Origin of the sequence: Paraburkholderia hiiakae (assembly GCF_904848665.1) — a bacterium.
In the GTDB taxonomy this organism is placed as follows: Bacteria; Pseudomonadota; Gammaproteobacteria; order Burkholderiales; family Burkholderiaceae; genus Paraburkholderia; species Paraburkholderia hiiakae.
Genome location: NZ_CAJHCQ010000004.1, coordinates 25,003 through 41,728, shown reverse-complemented (window position 1 = coordinate 41,728; position 16,726 = coordinate 25,003). Strand labels below are relative to the sequence as shown.

The following is a 16,726-nucleotide window of genomic DNA, read 5'->3' as shown; positions in this document are numbered from 1 at the left end:
GGCGGACCATCAATTACGCCGAGGAATCCCGCGGTATGCGTGGCGTATTTGCCGCATCACTCGTTCTGCCGATCCGTGTGAAGCGTTCCGAAACATCTCTGCCCACGCAAGGCGATCGTCGTCGTTCGGTTAAGTGAAAACTTACCCTCGCGAACACGCGCCTGTGTCTATTCTAAAGAAGTAAAGCAAGCCGAATCGAGTCGTTTCCAATCGCAATTGAATGGGACAACCTATCATGGCCGACACGAGCTACACGGCGCGCAAGTCCGTCGCCGACATAGTGGGAAGCGCCGACGCGGAAGGCGGTCGCGCGCTGTCGAAGACCCTTGGGGCGCCCAGCATCACGGCGATGGGAATCGGCGCCATTATCGGCGCCGGTATTTTCGTCCTCACTGGCACCGCGGCGGCACAATATGCCGGACCGGGCATCATCCTGTCGTTCGTGCTGGGCGGCATTGCCTGTGCGTTTGTCGGCCTTTGCTACTCCGAACTGGCCGCCATGCTCCCCGTCTGCGGCAGCACTTACACCTATACCTATGCGACGCTTGGCGAAGTGTTTGCGTGGATCATCGGCTGGGACCTGATTCTCGAGTACGCCATGGGTGCCGCGACGGTCGCGGTCGGATGGTCAGGGTATATCGTCAGCCTGTTGCATAACGTCGGAATCAACATCCCGCCCACGCTCGCTGCCGCACCCGGCACGACCGTCCAGCTTGCCGACGGCACCACGGCTACCGGCTCCGTCAATCTCCCTGCTGTGCTGATCATCGCGATCCTCACGACGATGCTGGTGCTCGGCACGCAGGAGTCTGCACGGATCAACAACGTCATGGTCGCCGTCAAGCTGACGGTGGTAGCGGCGTTCATCGCCATCGGCGCGTTCTTCGTGCATCCCGCCAACTGGCATCCCTTCGTGCCGCCCAACACCGGTGCATTCGGCAGCTTCGGGGCAAGCGGCGTTCTGCGCGGTTCCGCCGTGGTGTTCTTTGCCTTCATCGGCTTTGACGCGGTATCGACGGCCGCACAAGAGGCAAAGCGGCCGCAACGCGACATGCCGATAGGCATCCTCGGATCGCTCGTTATCTGCACCTTGCTCTATATCCTCGTGGCCGCGGTGCTTACCGGACTCGTTCCATACGCACAACTGAATGTTCCCGATCCGATCGCCAAAGGTGTGGATGCCATTGGTTTCACCTGGTTCTCAGTGCTCGTCAAGATCGGCGCGCTAACCGGCCTGACCACCGTGATACTCGTGCTGCTCTATGGGCAGAGCCGTATCTTCTTCACGATGTCGGAGGATAGACTGCTCCCCCATCTGTTCTCCACCGTCCATCCGCGCCTGCACACGCCGCATCGAAGCCAGATCATGATCGGCACGATCGTCGCCATCGTGGCGGCCCTCACGCCGATCGGCGTACTCGGCGAGATGGTCAGCATCGGGACGCTGTTTGCGTTCGTGCTCGTGTGTGGCGCAGTGATGTACCTGCGGCGCAGCGACTCGAACGCGACCCGTCCTTTCCGCGCGCCCGGCGTGCCGGTGGTCCCTATTCTGGGCATCGCGTTTTGCGTGTTGTTGATGGTGGGATTACCGCTCGTCACTTGGGTACGGCTGATCGTCTGGCTGCTGATCGGTATGCTGATCTACATGTTTTATGGCCGGCATCATTCGCGACTGCGTCATCCAGAGCGTGAGTGACGTCCTCGATAGATCTCGGTGAACGTCTTCATACGAAGCAAATTTTGGCGCGGTTCAGGTAGTCAGCCGACGATACGCGCTCAAATGGCGGACCAGACCCTGTGGATCGCCACGTCGTTCGAGCAGCATTGCCAGATTGTGGTGGGCATCCGCGTACGACGGGTCGACTTCCAGGCAGTGTATATAGCTTCGCTCAGCGTCTTCGAAGCGGCCCAGTTCCTCGAATGCAATCGCGCGATTGAAGTACAACACGGCATCGTCAGGGAAGTGAGCCAACGCCTCGTCGAATACGTGTAGCGCATCTTCGCAACGCGCTTCGCGTTCGCACAGCAGCGCGCCGAGGTCCACATAGGCAGCATAAAAAGGCTGGGGAGATAACTCGATGGCCTTCTTGTACGCCCGTTCGGCACCGTTCACATCGGATGTTCTAAGCTGCTCGCCGAGGTCGTACCATTCTTCCGCCTGATGCGCGAGGTTCTTCTGCGCAGGAACCAGGTCGAGAAAGACAACATCGCCCTTGATTTGCGCGACTTCGAAATCCAGCAGGAACTGACCTGTAGCAGCATCCCATTGCGAAGGGCCTGCTCGAACAGCCACATCGTTGCCGACTGCCGATACGCGAATTCCAGTGAGCGGTAACTCATCGGGCAATTCGTCTCTCAGCCGTGAGAGGGCCGTGATAATTTTGCGCGGCGGAATACGCGCTGCGCGCAACTGCAACGCCGTCCGCAGCAGCACAACGTCCTGGAACGTGAAGCGGTATGCGTTTCCCGGCCCCCGTGACGGCTTCACGAATCCCGCAGCAATGAGGCCTGAAACCACGCTCCGGGAGACGCCCAGCATGGCCTGCAACTCGCGCATCGAAATCTCGCGCGCGGCGCCTTGTGGTGTCACTTGCGTGCCCGGACCTTTGCAGGAACTTCAGCGGGCGCCTTGGTTGCACGCGCCGCTGGCTTGCGCGTTTTGGGCGCTACGGGTAGCTCGGCAACGGGCTCCGCGCTCTTGCTGCGCTTGGGTGCTGGAGCCGCTTTCGCTTTCGCGCCACCCTTGAGACTGGCGCGCAAGGCGTCCATGAGGTCGATGACCTGGCCGCCGCCGGCCTGTTCTTCATCTGCCTCGTGAACGACGACCTGCTTGCCTTCAATCTTTTCGTCGATGGCTGCCAGGATGCGCTTCTTCTCTTCGTCCTCATACGCCTTCGGGTCGTAATTGTCTTCAGCACCCTGCTCGATAATCTGCAACGCGAGTTTCATCTCGGTATCGGACACCTCGACGCGTTCGACATGCAGGTCCGCCAGCGAACGGACCTCGTCCGCGTAAAGCAGTTGCTGAAAAACGAGCCCATCTTCCTCCGGGCGCACCTGCACTATCCGCGTCCTTCCCTTGGACGCCCATTTCGCCAATGCGCAGCGTCCGCTCTGTGCAAGCGCCTGCTGCAGCAGGCTGTATGGCTTTGCGCCCCGCTTGTCGGGTGCAATGTAATAGGCCTTGTCGTAGAAGACCGGGTCAATCGCCTCTTCGGGAATGAAGGCCATTATCTCGACGACATGACTCGCAGCGTCTTCCAGCGCTTTGAGCTCATCGGTGGTGAAGACCACGAACCGGTCTTTTTCGAACTCGTAGCCCTTGTTCATGCTCGAGCGCTCGACGACATCGCCCGTCTTCTCGGAGACGTACTGCTGCTTCACGCGCGAGCCGTCCGGCGCGAGCATGTGGAACCTGACGTCGGAGGAACTCTCGGTCGCGGTGTAGAGCTTCACCGGTATCGAAACGAGCCCGAAGGATAGCGACAGGGAGGCGATTGAGCGGGCGGGCATGGACTTCTCCTCGCGGATTTGCGCGTTCGGCACGTCGCTTGACGCAAGGCCCGTGCCGCCGCCGACTAGCGGTGGTTTCATTTTAGGAGCTTTATCGCCGATGCCAACGATTGCGCCGCCGACCCGTAATCCGCCCACGGGTCCTGCTGCTGGAAGCTCAGGTACTCGCGGGCCGTCTGCACCGTCCACTGTGCCCCGCTTTTCAGGTCGTTCAACTGCGCCCAGGAGACCGGCATTGAGACGCCCATACCGGCTCGCGCCCGCGCGGAAAACGCAACAGCGGTCGTCTGCCCCATGCCGTTTCGCAGGTAATCGACGTAGACCTTGCCGACGCGGTTCGATGCACCCGCTTTCGCCGAAAAGCGCTCGGGAATGGTTTTCGCGAGGTGCCGCACGAATGCCTGCGAGAACGACTTGACCGCCTCGTAGCCCAACCTTGGAGCAAGCGGCACGACGACATGCAAGCCTTTCCCGCCACTCGTCTTCAGCCAGGCTTCCAGACCCAGTTCCGAGAGCAGCGTTTGAACGAGGAGCGCCGCTTCCTGAACACGCCCCCATTTCACGCCCTCGCCTGGGTCCAGGTCGAAGATGACGCGGTCGGGCTTGTCGAGTCGTCGAACCGTCGAATTCCACGTATGAAACTCGACGACATTCATCTGTGCTGCCGACAGCAGGGCGTCGACGGTGTCGACTGTTAGCAGCGGCGGATGATTCGGCCAGAGATCGCCGTCGTGAGCCGTCAGGCCGGGCATGGCGGTTCTCTCGGCGTGCTTCTGGAAGAACAACTGTCCCGCGATGCCGTCCGGCGCGCGGACCATGGCGAGGGGCCTGGCCTTCAGGTGCGGCAGTATCCGCTCCGCAATACTCGCGTAGTAGCGGACGAGGTCTGCCTTCGTGATGCCCGTTGAGGGGTCGACGACCCGCTCCGGATGCGTGATTTTCAGCTTCGACGGAGGTTCGGGCGCCTGCGTCTTCCCGCCCTCACGTACGACACCCGATGGCGGCTTGTCGATTCGCAAACCTCTGAACGAGGCCTGCCGGACGAGGCCATCGGCGGTCCAGTCCGCGAATTCAACCTCCGCAACGAGTTCAGGGCGAGCCCACCGCTCGCTGCCGGCTGAACGCCGAGACCACCGGCGCGACCTGGCGATGTCGACATCAAATGGTGCCGTATCCATTTCGAGCGGCTTCAGCCGCGTCCAAAGGTCCCGCGCGGTCCTCGCGTCCCACCCGGTGCCAACGCTCCCGGCATCGCGAAGCTTGCCATCGGCGTGGTAGCCAAGCAGCAGGCTGCCGACCTCCCCGTCCTTGCCGCCACGGGCAGTGAAGCCGCAGATGACCATTTCCTGCCGAAGCCGGGATTTCGCCTTGAGCCACGTCTGGGTCCTCCCCGATTCATAGGGTGCATCGCGGCGCTTGAGCATGAGGCCTTCAAGGCCCAGGCCCGAGGCGGCCTCGAACAACCGGGAAGGAGGCGCCTCGAAGTCCTGGCTTAACCGAATGTGCTCGCCGGCATTTTCAACAAGCTGCGCGAGAAGTGCGCGCCTGGCCCAAAGGGGCACCTTCCTGAGGTCTTTCCCATTGAGGTACATCAGATCAAACAGGAAGTAGACGATGTCCTGTTTTGCCGCGCCGTCTATCGCATCTTGCAGCGCAGCGAAATTCGGAATGCCATTTTTGAGGACTGCGATTTCACCATCCAGCCACGCACTGATGAGCGGAAGCGCTCCGACCTCTGCCGCAAGCTCGGGAAACTTCGCGGTCCAGTCATGACCGCCTCGCGTGATGAGTCGCACTTGTCCTTTGGCGACACGGGACAGCATGCGATAGCCGTCGAGCTTCGCCTCCGTTATCCAGTCGCCGTTCGTTGGAAGTGAAGCCGCCAGGGTTGCGAGTTGCGGCTCGAGTTTCGCAGGCAGCGCAGCGGTCACCGCGGCGGAAAGGTCCACTTGGGGCGCTCCGCTGCGCACAGGCCTCGTACCCTTCGGCTCGCGCTCCTCGATTAGCCCGAGCGGCTTCGTGATGACACTGTCGGGAAGCGCCTTGATGACATCGTAATCAGCGAGTGGCTGCGCCCACGCGTCGCGCTTCTTGAACAGCATCCACTGGTCTTGCTTGTCGCCGGGCTTCGATATGCGCACCAGTTCCCAGAGTCCGGCGAGCTTTTCGCCGTGGAGACGGAAGACGAGCTTGCCAGCCGTCATCCCCTCCTGTGGAGCACCGACGGGTTCCCAAGTACCACGGTCCCAGACAATCACATCTCCGGCGCCGTATTGTTTGGCCGGAATCATGCCTTCGAAGCCCGCGTAGTCGACCGGATGGTCCTCCACGTGAATGGCCATCCTTTTCTCTTTCGGGTCGTAACAAGGCCCCTTAGGTACCGCCCACGACAGCAGCACCCCGTCGAATTCGAGCCGAAAATCGTAGTGCAGCCGACTTGCCCAGTGCTTCTGCACGACGAAGCTCAGATGTCCATCCGCAGCGGACTCACTGACAACCGGGGGTGCCGGCTCGGGGGTGACCTGAAAGTCCCGCTTTTTTCGATAGCGGGAAAGAGGCGTAGAAGGCGGATCGCGGTCGCGGGTTGAGGCCATGACGACAGTCTAGGAAGAACTATCGTCTGATGCGTCGAAAATGGAACGGCTGACGTGGATGCACACGCCGCATTCATTGAACTCACGTGCGGTGGTGGGTGTCGAGTCCATGCCCGATAGGCGTACACACAGTTTACTTTTCAACCAACGCTGCAGACCGCTGAATCCTATGCAGATTGCGAAAATCTCCGCGGCTGCCGGTGCGCACTTTGCCTGTGACGGGCAGCGTGTTGCGTTGCGGGTTCAGGCAGTTGCCGCTGGCGCGGCGAGCTTACTCAGCCCACCGAAACGGAAATCGTCCCGATATGTGGTCGAGCTCACAGATCAAACCGCGGGCGCTCGTACACTCAGGAGACCGATAGTATTGGCAATAAATAGCCTATCGGATTCGTATGAGCCAACACGGTAGTGGTCCACCAGTCTTCCCCCTGTTCTGGACACCCAAATGGCTGCAACGCGAAAGATCAATCCTTTATATGCATTAGCCGCAATCGTCCTGCTGGCGTTTGCGTGGAGAGCGATTTTCATTTATCGGCCAATCAGCTGGTTGACAAATTTCTGGCTCTTCGAAGATTTCGGCTATTCGCTCAAGATCGCGAAAAACATCGCGCTCGGTGTCGGTGAAACGTTCGACGGCGTGATTTCGACAAACGGCTACCAACCCCTCTACGTGTGGATATTGGTGCCCGCTTTCTGGCTCTTTCCGAGCAACGTACTTATTCCGGTCTACGTGGCGGAGACTCTTCTAGCGATCTGCAATAGCGTCACCGTTATCTTCCTCTACTTGGTCGTCACAAAGGTGACGGAGCGACCGTGGAGCGGAATCGCCGCCGCCCTGATCTGGGCGATGAACCTCGCGGTCGCGCGAAACGGCACCCTTGGGCTGGAAACTGGGCTTGCAACGATGATGGTCGCCGCGACGGCAGCCTACGTCATCGCGATTGACCTTCGTCAGCGCGCGAGCCGCCATGCAGTGACGCTCGGGGTACTCTTGGGTGTCTCGTTTCTCGCACGCGTTGACGCGATCTTTCTGGTCATCGCAGTGTCCCTATATCTCCTGTTCCTGCACCATTCGCCATTCGGGCTCCGGGTTCGGTTCCTCATCATTGCGCTCGTTGTATTTTCAGTGTTGATCGCCCCGTACTGCATATGGAATGTTGTTCACTATGGCTCGCCACTTCCGACAAGCGGTCAGGTGACGACGCATCGTACGAATTTGTTAATGTTTTGGCGCGACAACCTGACGTGGCGCACGCTGCGCAATACTATGCAGTATGCACCTTACATCATCGGCCTGATGCTCGCGGGCCTCACATCGGTGGGGGGCTTCTTCCTCTACTCCGACACGTGGTCACAGCCAGTCGCGATAGTTACCATCGCCATATTGGCAGGGTCCGTCGTCATCAGTTATGCAACCTATACCGCGCGTCGCCGTGAGATTTTGTTTGTCGCGATGCTGGGCGGCCTCTACGGGTTCGCATACACGATCTACTCGTTCCAACCCTACGAGCGCTACTTTCTGCCGTCGATCTTCATTTGGACTGTGTTCGTGACGGTCGCTGCGACTGCGCTTCTCGATTCGATCCGCTCGCGCCCGAATATGTATAAGGCAATGACTGCGCTTGCCGTCATCGCACCGCTCGTGTGCTTCGGCGTAGCGTCGAAAGCGAAGCTGCTCCGCGAGGAAACGCCCAGCTATGGCTGGTATGATGGCGTGCAGATGCTCAACCGTATTGCAAGTCCAGGTGAAGTCGTCGCCGCAATTCAAACTGGCAATACAGGTTATTTCTACAGCAAAGGTCGAGCAATCAACCTCGATGGCGTTGTCAATATGGACGCGTATCATGCGTTCGAAAGCAAAACCATGAATCGGTATCTGCAGGCAAACAATGTCCGTTACCTCGCCGACCTCACTTCATTTCCTTTGCTTCCGTCGCTCATGACACAAAACCAGCAGGACGCAGCGAATTTTCTTGCCAGTCTGTCGCAGGTCTTCGCGACGACCACTTTCCAATACGCAATTTACCGGATCGACAGTGAACCGTACCATTCGATCCGCAAGCCACCCCCCGCTTCCGGTTGGGCCGACATTAAGCAGACCTACGCGCTCTTTGGTCACGTGATGTCAAGCAGCAAACCGGGATCGGTGATTCGCTTCAGGTCCGATCGATCGCTGGATCTGCGTTTGCAGCGCAATAGTTCAGCGGGCATGGCCAACATTTATTGTGATGGCAAACCGCTCGCGAAAGTTGATCTGTATGCGCCGGTCGTCGACACGACGTACAAGTACCACGTAACGGGTGATGCGCAAGCTCATGAGTACGCAGTCGAAGTCGCCAACGAAAAGAACGCAGCGTCGGCGAGCAACGAAGTCGGGTTCGACGCGATTCTCGAACGGTAGGCATTTGGAACGCTGTGCGACGGCCACTTGTTTTCGGTCGCGATGACATGGGCGTCTGAAGCGCACGCTAAAGCCGCCATTTACTTCTGAAGAATTTGAGTGGCCGCTACGGGTCGGCCAAAAGCGCAGTTCCATCTCTACGTGTGTCCGTCTCGCTAAATGCATCACGGACTATCAGGAGCAAGACATGGAAGATGTAGACGTGCTTGTTGTTGGCGCTGGTCCGGTTGGCCTGCTACTTGGCACCGAATTGAGACGTGATGGAGTCTCGGTGATGGTGATCGAGAAAATGGCGAGTCGAGGATTTTTCTGTAAAGCGCTCGGTATTACAGCGCGGACGCTCGAGATTTTTGACGATCTCGGAATCGTTGATCGTGCAATCGAGGCGGGCACATGGTTGACCGGCGTGGAAACCTGGGTCGACGGCATGATGGTGCCCACGCGCTCGGTAAAGGTGCCGGATGCGGGTTTGCCTTATGGCTCTCTTTCGCTCGCGCAACACGAAACGGAGCGTTTGCTCGAAGCTGCATTTGCAGGCCATGGCGGTCAGGTGAACTACGAGTATGCGCTGGATAGCTTCACCGAGGAGCGCGACGCCGTCTCAGCCCTTGTGAAAGGAGTACGGGGTGAGGCGCTTACTGTGCGGTGCAAATGGCTGGTTGGCTGCGACGGTGCGCACAGCAAGGTTCGATCAGGATTGGGGCTGGGTTTCGACGGCGAGCAATATCCGCAGACCTTTGCGCTCGCCGATGTCGATGTGGACTGGTCGTGCCCTCGTGGGCCCATGTACAGGTTCGAATGGACCGATTCAGAGCGGGCGAAGGTAAGCGTCGCGGCAGTGCCCGTGCACGGTTCCGCCAGGCGCTACCGGCTCTCGATGATCGTACCCGAAGAACGCGCGTCGTTACTTACCAACATTGGAGCCCCGGACATCGAAACAATGCGCAGCCTGCTGCTGCCTTCCTTGCCAGAGGGAACGCATCTGTCGTCAATGCGCTGGTCGTCGGTCTACCGCGTAAGCCATCGTATCGCGTCGGCCTATGGGCGCGGCCGGGTGTTCATTGCTGGCGACGCTGCGCATATTCATCCGCCAGTGGGCGGACAGGGCATGAATACCGGTCTGCAGGACGCACACAATCTCGCGTGGAAGCTGGCGTACGCCGCCAAAGGGCTCGCGGGTTCTGCATTGCTGGACAGTTACCACGAAGAACGGCATCCGGTTGGCGTTGATGTGGTCAAGTCAACAAGTGCCGCACTCAATGCTGTGCTGGCGCGGCAAGCAGCGAATCCAGCGATGCGTGAGACGCAATTGCTGATTTCCTATCGGGATAGTTCCGTCGTTGACGATCTTAACCCTGACACCGATCCGGCATTGCCAGCGCCAGGAGACCGATTGCCGGACGTGCAGGCATTGGCACAACGCTTCGTTGGTCATCCGAGGCGACTGCATGAGTTCGTCGGTCGCGGCAAGCACACGCTCGTAGGCTATATCGACAGGAAAGAGCAATACGATAACTACGTCGAAAATTACCGCGCTTTATCCACCTCGTTACCTGACGCTACGACCGCCGTTCTCATCACGGCATCCGCGTGCGAAGTACCCGCATCCGATTTCTTGACAGTCCTAACCGACGCATCGGGCGAATTCGCTGGCACGTTTCGAGCGGACGGTGGCTCCCTATGGATTGTCAGACCGGATGGTCATATCGGATGGAGGAGTAGCGGCCTTTCCGGCGACGCCATCAAAAGCTGGGTAACCAGGCTGGGCGCGTAGACGGACCATACGCGCTCGAGCGGCCGAATTGCGATCTCTCGGCGCGAGATGAGAGCATGGTTCGGCCGCGCATTCAAGCGTCAGCGGCAGCCGGAAAGCGGTCACCCGTCGGCCGTTGGCGACCTGGGGACACAACAGTCACACTCTCTCTTTCATGAATACGCCAGGGCGGGCGAACGTTGCGATCGACCACGTCGCCCAACCTGCGGCGTGCGCGCATTGAGACCGAATAGTCCCTCGATCGCCTGCCGTACAAGACACTGCGCCTTTTTGTTACGTTTTTGCGACAGTCTTTTTTTTTCGTTTCCTTGAGTTGCCGGAGGTACCTTATCCTCCGGCGCGCAACAGGAAGTAAATCAATTCAAAAGATACTCAGGGACACTGAAATACAGATGAAGAACAGCAACATCAAGGCAAGCGTTGTCGCAGTTATCGCTTTCGCAGCATCCTCGGCAGCAATGGCACAGTCGTCGGTCACCCTGTACGGCATGCTCGACGCAGGTATCAGCTACACCTCGAACATCAATGGCCACTCGGCGGTCAGCCTCGTTGGCGGCGCCTCAGGTTCGAACAAGTGGGGCCTGCAGGGTCAGGAAGACCTCGGCGGCGGCCTCAAGGCAGTCTTCAAGCTCGAAAATGGTTTCAACATTGCCAGCGGCGGCATCGGCGGCCAGGGCCCCATTGGCTCCTCACGTTCGTTGTTCAACCGCCAGGCCTTCGTAGGCCTCACTTCGGACCAGTACGGTACCCTGCGTCTGGGTCGCCAGATCGACGCCGTGACGGAAATGGTTCAAGGTCTGACGGGCGACGCCGTTTCGGCCTCGACATTCTCGACCCCGGGCGACGTGGACAACAACGACAACACGACGAACCAAAACAACGCCGTCAAGTACATTTCGCCGGTTTTCAAGGGTTTCCAGGCTGAAGGCGCGTACTCGTTCGGGGGCGTTGCCGGTGCTATGGGTTCGGGTCAATCGTGGTCGGTGGCGGCGGACTACGCTCAAGGTGGTCTGACGGTCGCTGGCGGCTACTTCCATGCTGCAAACCAAGGTGAGAACGGCTGGCAGAACGCAACGGCACAACCGTCGTTCGGTGGTGCTCTGGGCTATCCGAGTTCTGGTTACTACGGTGGCAATGCGTTCAAGAGCGCGGGCATCGCTCAAGTCGCTGGCCAATACCAATTTGGTCCGTACACGGCTGGCCTGCGCTACTCGAACGCTCAATACGAGGGCAACGACGGCCAGGAGTCGATTCACTTCAACGTTGTAGCTGGTCTTCTGCAGTACCAGGCAACCCCGGCGCTGTCGCTGGCTGCTGGGTATACGTACGTCTATGGTTCGGAGGCAACGCCTGCGCAAGCCGCCGAGGGCCGCACGATGGCTTCGATCAACCAGGTGTCACTGGGTGCTACGTACGCACTGTCGAAGCTCACCTCGGTATACGCCATGGGTGCCTACGTTCATGCTCAGGGCGCTCAGGCTTCGGCTGCGGACTTCGGCAATACCGCATCGGGCGGCAACCAGGTTCAAGCCAACATTGGCATGTACCACAGGTTCTAATCGCAGGTTCACAACCCCTGGGTAATGGACGCATTACCCAGACAAAGAAAAGCCCCGCTGAATTGCACCCCAAAAGTTGGACATTGATCCAATCTTTGGGGTGTTTTTCATGGACCGCTTGGGTCGCTTTCGTTTCGCGAGGTGCCGCGACACGCCCCTGTGTTACGCAGAATCAAGATTGCCATCTCGACGAGCCGGACGCGCCGCCTGCAACAGGTCCCGCGAACGCTCCATTGGGCAATTCGAATTGGTCGTATTGGGAGAGGTCGTAAACAAAAGCGCCCATTTGGCCACAGCCGAATGGGCGCTCTTGATCTTACCCTTATGCCGGCAGCTTCGGTGCGGCAGGAAAATCGACTGGCACGCGGGTCACGCCATGGAGATAGTTGGTCACGACCTTGTCGCCGATCGCGACGATCACATCCACGAGGTTTTCGTTCGTCCACCCGGCAGCCAGGAACGCGTCGACGCGGGCTTGATCGGCATGACCGTGGCGCACCGCAATGTCAGCCACGAGAATCGCGAGCGCGTCCAGTTTCGGATCGAAGCTCGCGCGAGCGCTGCGAATCTCGAGAATCTGCTCGTCCGAGAAGCCGTTCTTCTTGCCGATCATGGTGTGGGCGGCCAGGCAGTATTCGCATTCGTTCACCTGGCTCACGACCAGGTTGACGACCTCCCGCGCCTTGCCGGTGATGCTGCTCTTCGCGTTCTGGAAGGCCAGATAGCTGCCGAGCGCATGCTCGGAATACGCGAATGTCGCGTAGAGGTTCGGCACGACGCCGAGACCTGCCTTGAGCTTGTCGAAGATGGCTTGATTGGCGGGCGAGACGGTTTCGCGGGTGGGAACGTTGAACGTGCTCATTGAACTTCTCCTGATGGTAAGGGTGGCTTGTCGACGATGCGACGTTGACCGAAGTGGCGCCGTTTTGCTTGGGCTCCGCGGCGCCGCGGTGTGGATGAACTTTGGCGCAAGCGCTTCCAATGCGCTAGGCAGGCGCCGCGCATATCAGCGATTCCTGGCGGGCATGACGGCGCGGCTGAACACCCATGCCCTGGAGGAATGACTGCTATCGCCGCCGCCTGTCTTCTTGCCCGACACGGTTGCCGCGAATATGGCGTCACCCCATTCCCTGAAGCCAGGAGCGCCAAATGAAGCTGTTCAGCCAAACCCATGTCGGATCGTTCGCCCTCAAGCATCGGGTCGTGCTCGCGCCGCTCACGCGCATGAGAACCGAGCCCGGCAACGTGCCCGGCGATCTGATGATCGAGTACTACACCCAGCGGGCGTCAGAAGGCGGTCTGCTCATTACGGACGCAACGGCGGTCGCGCCACTTGGCATCGCCTATGTGGACGCGCCGGGCATGTGGACGCGCGAGCAGGTCGCCGGCTGGAAGCGCGTGGTGGACGCCGTTCACGCGAAAGGCAGCCTTATCTTCGTTCAGTTGTGGCACGCGGGCCGTCAGGCGCATGCGGCCAACACGGGCGGGCTCACGCCGGTTGCACCCTCCGCGCTGCGCTCGCTCGAGCACGCCGCGATTCGCGACGGGCAAGGCCAGATCGTCGAAGCGGAACTGCCCTTGCCGCGCGAACTCGCAACCGATGAAGTCGCCGCGATCGTCGAACAGTTTCGCCAGAGCGCGATGCTGGCGAAGGAAGCGGGCTTCGACGGCGTCGAGCTGCACGCCGCCAACGGCTATCTGTTCGAGCAATTCCTGCTCGACGGCTCGAACCATCGCACCGACGCGTATGGCGGATCGCTCGAAAACCGCGCGAAGTTTCTGTTCGATACGCTCGATGCGGTTGTCGAAGTCTGGGGCCCGGGCCGCGTCGCCGTGCGGCTCTCGCCGAGCGGCACCTACGGCACCATGTCGGACAGCGACCCGCACGCCACTTTCGGCTACGTCGCCGGGCGCCTGAACGGCTACGTGCTTGCCTACGTGCACGTGATCGAGCCGCGCATCCGCGGCATCGACGAACGCGAGGCCGCCGAGTCGGAAGTCTCGTCGAAGGATATCCGCCGCGTTTTCAAGGGCACGCTCGTGGCGGCCGGCGGCTTTACGCGCGAGAGTGCCGAGCAGATTGTGATCGACGGTCATGCCGACCTCGTCGCCTTCGGGCGGATGTTCCTCGCCAATCCGGACCTGCCCGAACGCCTGCGCACGGGCATGCCGCTCAATCGCTATGACCGCTCGACGTTTTATGGCGGCGACGCTCGCGGCTATATCGACTATCCATTCGCCACGAGCCGGGTATCTGCGCGTCAGACGGCCGATGCTGCAACGGGAGAGCCGGCATGAAAACCCGTACGTTTCTCGTGACCGGCGCGACCAAAGGCATTGGGCTCGCGCTTTCGCGCCGGCTAACGGCGGCTGGTCATCGCGTCGTGGGCCTCGCACGCCACCACGAGGACTTTCCCGGCAAGCTCGTGACGGTCGACCTGGCCGACCGCACAGCCACGGAAGATGTGCTCCACGAGTTGTCCAGCGCTCACGCTTTCGACGGCCTCGTGAATAACGTCGGCCTTGTGCGCCCGCAGGCGGTCGGCGAAATCCGGCTGGACGATCTGGACGGCGTGCTCGCCGTCAACCTCCATCCCGCGCTGCAGGCCATGCAGGCCATCCTGCCGGGCATGCGCTCGCGCGGCTGGGGGCGGGTCGTGAACGTCGCGAGTCTCACTGTGCTCGGCGCAATCGAGAGAACTGCCTACGCCGCCGCCAAGGCTGCGCTCGTGAGTTTCGCGCGCTCATGGGCGCTCGAACTCGCCGCGACCGGGATCACGGTGAACGCGGTGGCCCCGGGCCCCACGGAAACGGAACTCTTTCGCGCCAACAACCCGCCTGGAAGCACGGGTGAACAGCGTTATCTCTCGGGCGTGCCGATGCAGCGCTTCGGCACGCCCGACGAAATCGCCGCCGCCATCGCGTTCCTGCTTTCCGGGGACGCAGGATTCATCACCGGCCAGACGCTCTTTGTCGACGGCGGCGCTTCCATCGGCCGAGCGCCGATGTAATCCGTTGCTGCCGAAGTGCCCCCAACGCGTTGAGTCGCGTGGAGGGCCGCACTTCATCCCCTCGTCCCACGTTTAACCGTTCATCGGAGGTCATCATGTCGCTTCAGGACAAACTCGACGCATTCAAGGCAGACTTCAAGGGCGGCAAGGCGCCTTATTTCGCCCCGCCGGAAATCCATCCGATCATGGAGCGCGCAACAGCCGAGCTCATCGCGAGCGGCCAGGCCAGCCGCGCCGTGAAAGCAGGCGACCTCGCCCCAACCTTCCGCCTCAAAGATCAGGACGGCCAGGAAGTCACATCGGCAGATCTTCTGAACCAGGGCCCGCTGGTCGTGACGTTCTACCGCGGCGTGTGGTGTCCCTACTGCAATCTGGAATTGCAGGCGCTCAACGAAGCGCTGCCCGAGTTGCAGCGCCATGGCGCGAGCGTGGTGGCGATTTCGCCGCAGTCCGCCGTCAACAGCCGCAAATCGGTGCGCGTAAACGGGCTGAATTTCCCCGTGCTCAACGACACGCACAACGAAACCGCCAGCGCATTCGGCCTGCGTTTCGCACTGCCCGATTATCTGGTCGATCTCTACAAGGCGCTCAAGAACGATCTGCCCGCCTTCAATGGCGATCCGAGCTGGACACTGCCGATGCCGGCGCGCTATGTGATCGGCATGGACGGAATCGTTGCGTACTCCGAAGTCAATCCCGACTATACGCACCGCCCCGACCCTTCGGAAATGATCCCGGTGCTCCAAAAGCTCATGCAGGCACACTGAAGCGCTCGTGCCTCGCGCCGCGCCGCCGCAGGACCGGCGCGGCGCGCCCCATTGCCGCAAAGCGCGGCGCGGTCATGCAAAGCGTCACAGAGACGCTTCGGCCAGCACGCTTTCCACAAAGGCCACGAAGGCCCTGGCTCTCGAGGTAACAAGCCGGCCCGCGGGGAACACCGCCCACAGGTCCATCGGCGGCAATTGCCAGTCGGTCAGCACGGCACGCACGCTGCCGTTGGCCAGCTCAGGCGAGAACATCCATTGCGACGCAACGGCGAGCCCCATGTGCCCGAGCACCGCGGTTCGGATGCCTTCCGCGGCGCTCACGCGCACGCGGCCCGATACCACCACGGCCGTTTCGGTGCCGTTCTGGCTGAACGACCAGGACTCGCCTCCGCCACGCTGTGAATACACAATGGCCTGATGGCGGCTCAAGTCGGCCGGCGTTGCGGGCACGCCCGCCTCCTCGAAATACGCGGGCGTGCCTACCACGAGCCGCGGGCTGCGGCTGATGCGCCGCGCGGTCATGCCGGAATCGTCGAGGCTGCCCATGCGCAGCGACACGTCCATGCCCTCCTCCAGCAGATCGATGTTGCGATCGTCCAGCACAATGTCGATCTCGAGCTGCGGATGCTGGTCGAGAAAGCGCTTGAGCGCCGGCATGACGTGCAGGCGCGCGAAAGTCGGCGCCGCCGAAACGCGCAGCCGCCCGGACACGCTCTCCGAAGACTGCTTCGCGGCGTTCTCGGCCTCGTCCGCCTCCTCGATGGCGACCCGCGCGTGCTCGTAAAAGCGCTGGCCGGCATCGGTCGTATTGAGGCCACGCGTCGAGCGCAGCAGCAAGCGCGTGCCCAGCCGTTCCTCGAGCTGCGCGACCGACTTGGAGACGGCGGGCTGCCCCACGTTCAGGCGCCTCGCCGCCGCGGAAAAAGAGCCCGCCTCGACGACGGCAACGAAGGTCTCCATGGCTGTCATTCGATCCATCGCTAATCCTCTTTTTGCATGATTCGAATCGAGCCCCGAAAGATTCGGAAAGGGGGACGCAGATCGGCTGCGAGTTCAACCCGTCGATGCAATCGATTGATGGAATCGGTCGGCTGGTCGACGTTCATT

Annotated in this window: 12 protein-coding genes; 7 read left to right on the top strand and 5 right to left on the bottom strand. The window is 60.7% G+C overall.

Annotated features, from left to right (window positions below):
* Window positions 1-235: 235 nt before the first annotated feature.
* Window positions 236-1,696 carry an amino acid permease gene (locus JMY28_RS09450; RefSeq protein ID WP_201695649.1) on the top strand — a complete coding sequence of 487 codons (1,461 nt, stop codon included), beginning with the start codon at window positions 236-238 and terminating at the stop codon, window positions 1,694-1,696.
* Window positions 1,697-1,750: 54 nt separating this feature from the next.
* Here JMY28_RS09450 and JMY28_RS09445 read toward each other — a convergent pair whose 3' ends face one another.
* The 3 genes from JMY28_RS09445 to ligD form a co-directional block, all read right to left on the bottom strand.
* Entirely contained in the window at window positions 1,751-2,557 is an 807-nt protein-coding gene (locus JMY28_RS09445) for a tetratricopeptide repeat protein (protein WP_201695972.1), read from the bottom strand.
* A gap of 29 nt (window positions 2,558-2,586) precedes the next feature.
* Complete coding sequence (ku, locus tag JMY28_RS09440) at window positions 2,587-3,513, bottom strand: non-homologous end joining protein Ku (RefSeq protein ID WP_201695648.1); 927 nt, start codon at window positions 3,511-3,513, stop codon at window positions 2,587-2,589.
* Window positions 3,514-3,590: 77 nt separating this feature from the next.
* Window positions 3,591-6,107 (bottom strand): DNA ligase D, encoded by a 2,517-nt coding sequence (ligD, locus tag JMY28_RS09435; protein WP_201695647.1) that lies wholly within the window; start codon window positions 6,105-6,107, stop codon window positions 3,591-3,593.
* Between the two features lie 445 nt (window positions 6,108-6,552).
* Between ligD and JMY28_RS09430 the strand changes: the two genes are divergently transcribed.
* The 3 genes from JMY28_RS09430 to JMY28_RS09420 all read left to right on the top strand — a co-directional run bounded on the left by JMY28_RS09430 (window position 6,553) and on the right by JMY28_RS09420 (window position 11,841).
* Window positions 6,553-8,508: an ArnT family glycosyltransferase gene (locus JMY28_RS09430; RefSeq protein ID WP_201695646.1), complete on the top strand. Its 1,956-nt coding sequence runs from the start codon at window positions 6,553-6,555 to the stop codon at window positions 8,506-8,508.
* Window positions 8,509-8,695: 187 nt separating this feature from the next.
* Complete coding sequence (locus tag JMY28_RS09425) at window positions 8,696-10,282, top strand: FAD-dependent monooxygenase (protein ID WP_201695645.1); 1,587 nt, start codon at window positions 8,696-8,698, stop codon at window positions 10,280-10,282.
* A gap of 392 nt (window positions 10,283-10,674) precedes the next feature.
* Window positions 10,675-11,841: a porin gene (locus JMY28_RS09420; protein ID WP_201695644.1), complete on the top strand. Its 1,167-nt coding sequence runs from the start codon at window positions 10,675-10,677 to the stop codon at window positions 11,839-11,841.
* Between the two features lie 322 nt (window positions 11,842-12,163).
* On the opposite strand, the gene JMY28_RS09415 is transcribed toward JMY28_RS09420, so the two are convergent.
* Complete coding sequence (locus JMY28_RS09415; RefSeq protein WP_201695643.1) at window positions 12,164-12,703, bottom strand: carboxymuconolactone decarboxylase family protein; 540 nt, start codon at window positions 12,701-12,703, stop codon at window positions 12,164-12,166.
* A gap of 287 nt (window positions 12,704-12,990) precedes the next feature.
* Here JMY28_RS09415 and JMY28_RS09410 point away from each other — a divergent pair, with 287 nt between their 5' ends.
* The 3 genes from JMY28_RS09410 to JMY28_RS09400 all read left to right on the top strand — a co-directional run bounded on the left by JMY28_RS09410 (window position 12,991) and on the right by JMY28_RS09400 (window position 15,619).
* Window positions 12,991-14,139 (top strand): alkene reductase, encoded by a 1,149-nt coding sequence (locus JMY28_RS09410; RefSeq protein WP_201695642.1) that lies wholly within the window; start codon window positions 12,991-12,993, stop codon window positions 14,137-14,139.
* Window positions 14,136-14,852 (top strand): SDR family oxidoreductase, encoded by a 717-nt coding sequence (locus tag JMY28_RS09405; protein ID WP_201695641.1) that lies wholly within the window; start codon window positions 14,136-14,138, stop codon window positions 14,850-14,852. Before JMY28_RS09410 ends, JMY28_RS09405 begins: the two co-directional genes overlap by 4 nt.
* A 95-nt stretch (window positions 14,853-14,947) precedes the next feature.
* Complete coding sequence (locus JMY28_RS09400; protein WP_201695640.1) at window positions 14,948-15,619, top strand: peroxiredoxin-like family protein; 672 nt, start codon at window positions 14,948-14,950, stop codon at window positions 15,617-15,619.
* Between the two features lie 84 nt (window positions 15,620-15,703).
* Here the strand turns inward: JMY28_RS09400 and JMY28_RS09395 are convergent, their stop codons facing one another.
* Window positions 15,704-16,597, bottom strand: coding sequence for a LysR family transcriptional regulator (locus JMY28_RS09395; protein WP_201695639.1), 894 nt, complete (start codon window positions 16,595-16,597; stop codon window positions 15,704-15,706).
* Between the last annotated feature and the right edge of the window lie 129 nt (window positions 16,598-16,726).

Coding starts and splice junctions, on each gene's coding strand:
- JMY28_RS09405 (WP_201695641.1), top strand. CDS start 14,136: ATGAAAACCCGTACGTTTCTCGTGACCGGCGCGACCAAAGGCATTGGG.
- JMY28_RS09425 (WP_201695645.1), top strand. CDS start 8,696: ATGGAAGATGTAGACGTGCTTGTTGTTGGCGCTGGTCCGGTTGGCCTG.
- ligD (WP_201695647.1), bottom strand. CDS start 6,107: ATGGCCTCAACCCGCGACCGCGATCCGCCTTCTACGCCTCTTTCCCGC.
- JMY28_RS09450 (WP_201695649.1), top strand. CDS start 236: ATGGCCGACACGAGCTACACGGCGCGCAAGTCCGTCGCCGACATAGTG.
- JMY28_RS09410 (WP_201695642.1), top strand. CDS start 12,991: ATGAAGCTGTTCAGCCAAACCCATGTCGGATCGTTCGCCCTCAAGCAT.
- JMY28_RS09400 (WP_201695640.1), top strand. CDS start 14,948: ATGTCGCTTCAGGACAAACTCGACGCATTCAAGGCAGACTTCAAGGGC.
- JMY28_RS09415 (WP_201695643.1), bottom strand. CDS start 12,703: ATGAGCACGTTCAACGTTCCCACCCGCGAAACCGTCTCGCCCGCCAAT.
- ku (WP_201695648.1), bottom strand. CDS start 3,513: ATGCCCGCCCGCTCAATCGCCTCCCTGTCGCTATCCTTCGGGCTCGTT.
- JMY28_RS09430 (WP_201695646.1), top strand. CDS start 6,553: ATGGCTGCAACGCGAAAGATCAATCCTTTATATGCATTAGCCGCAATC.
- JMY28_RS09395 (WP_201695639.1), bottom strand. CDS start 16,597: ATGGATCGAATGACAGCCATGGAGACCTTCGTTGCCGTCGTCGAGGCG.
- JMY28_RS09445 (WP_201695972.1), bottom strand. CDS start 2,557: ATGCGCGAGTTGCAGGCCATGCTGGGCGTCTCCCGGAGCGTGGTTTCA.
- JMY28_RS09420 (WP_201695644.1), top strand. CDS start 10,675: ATGAAGAACAGCAACATCAAGGCAAGCGTTGTCGCAGTTATCGCTTTC.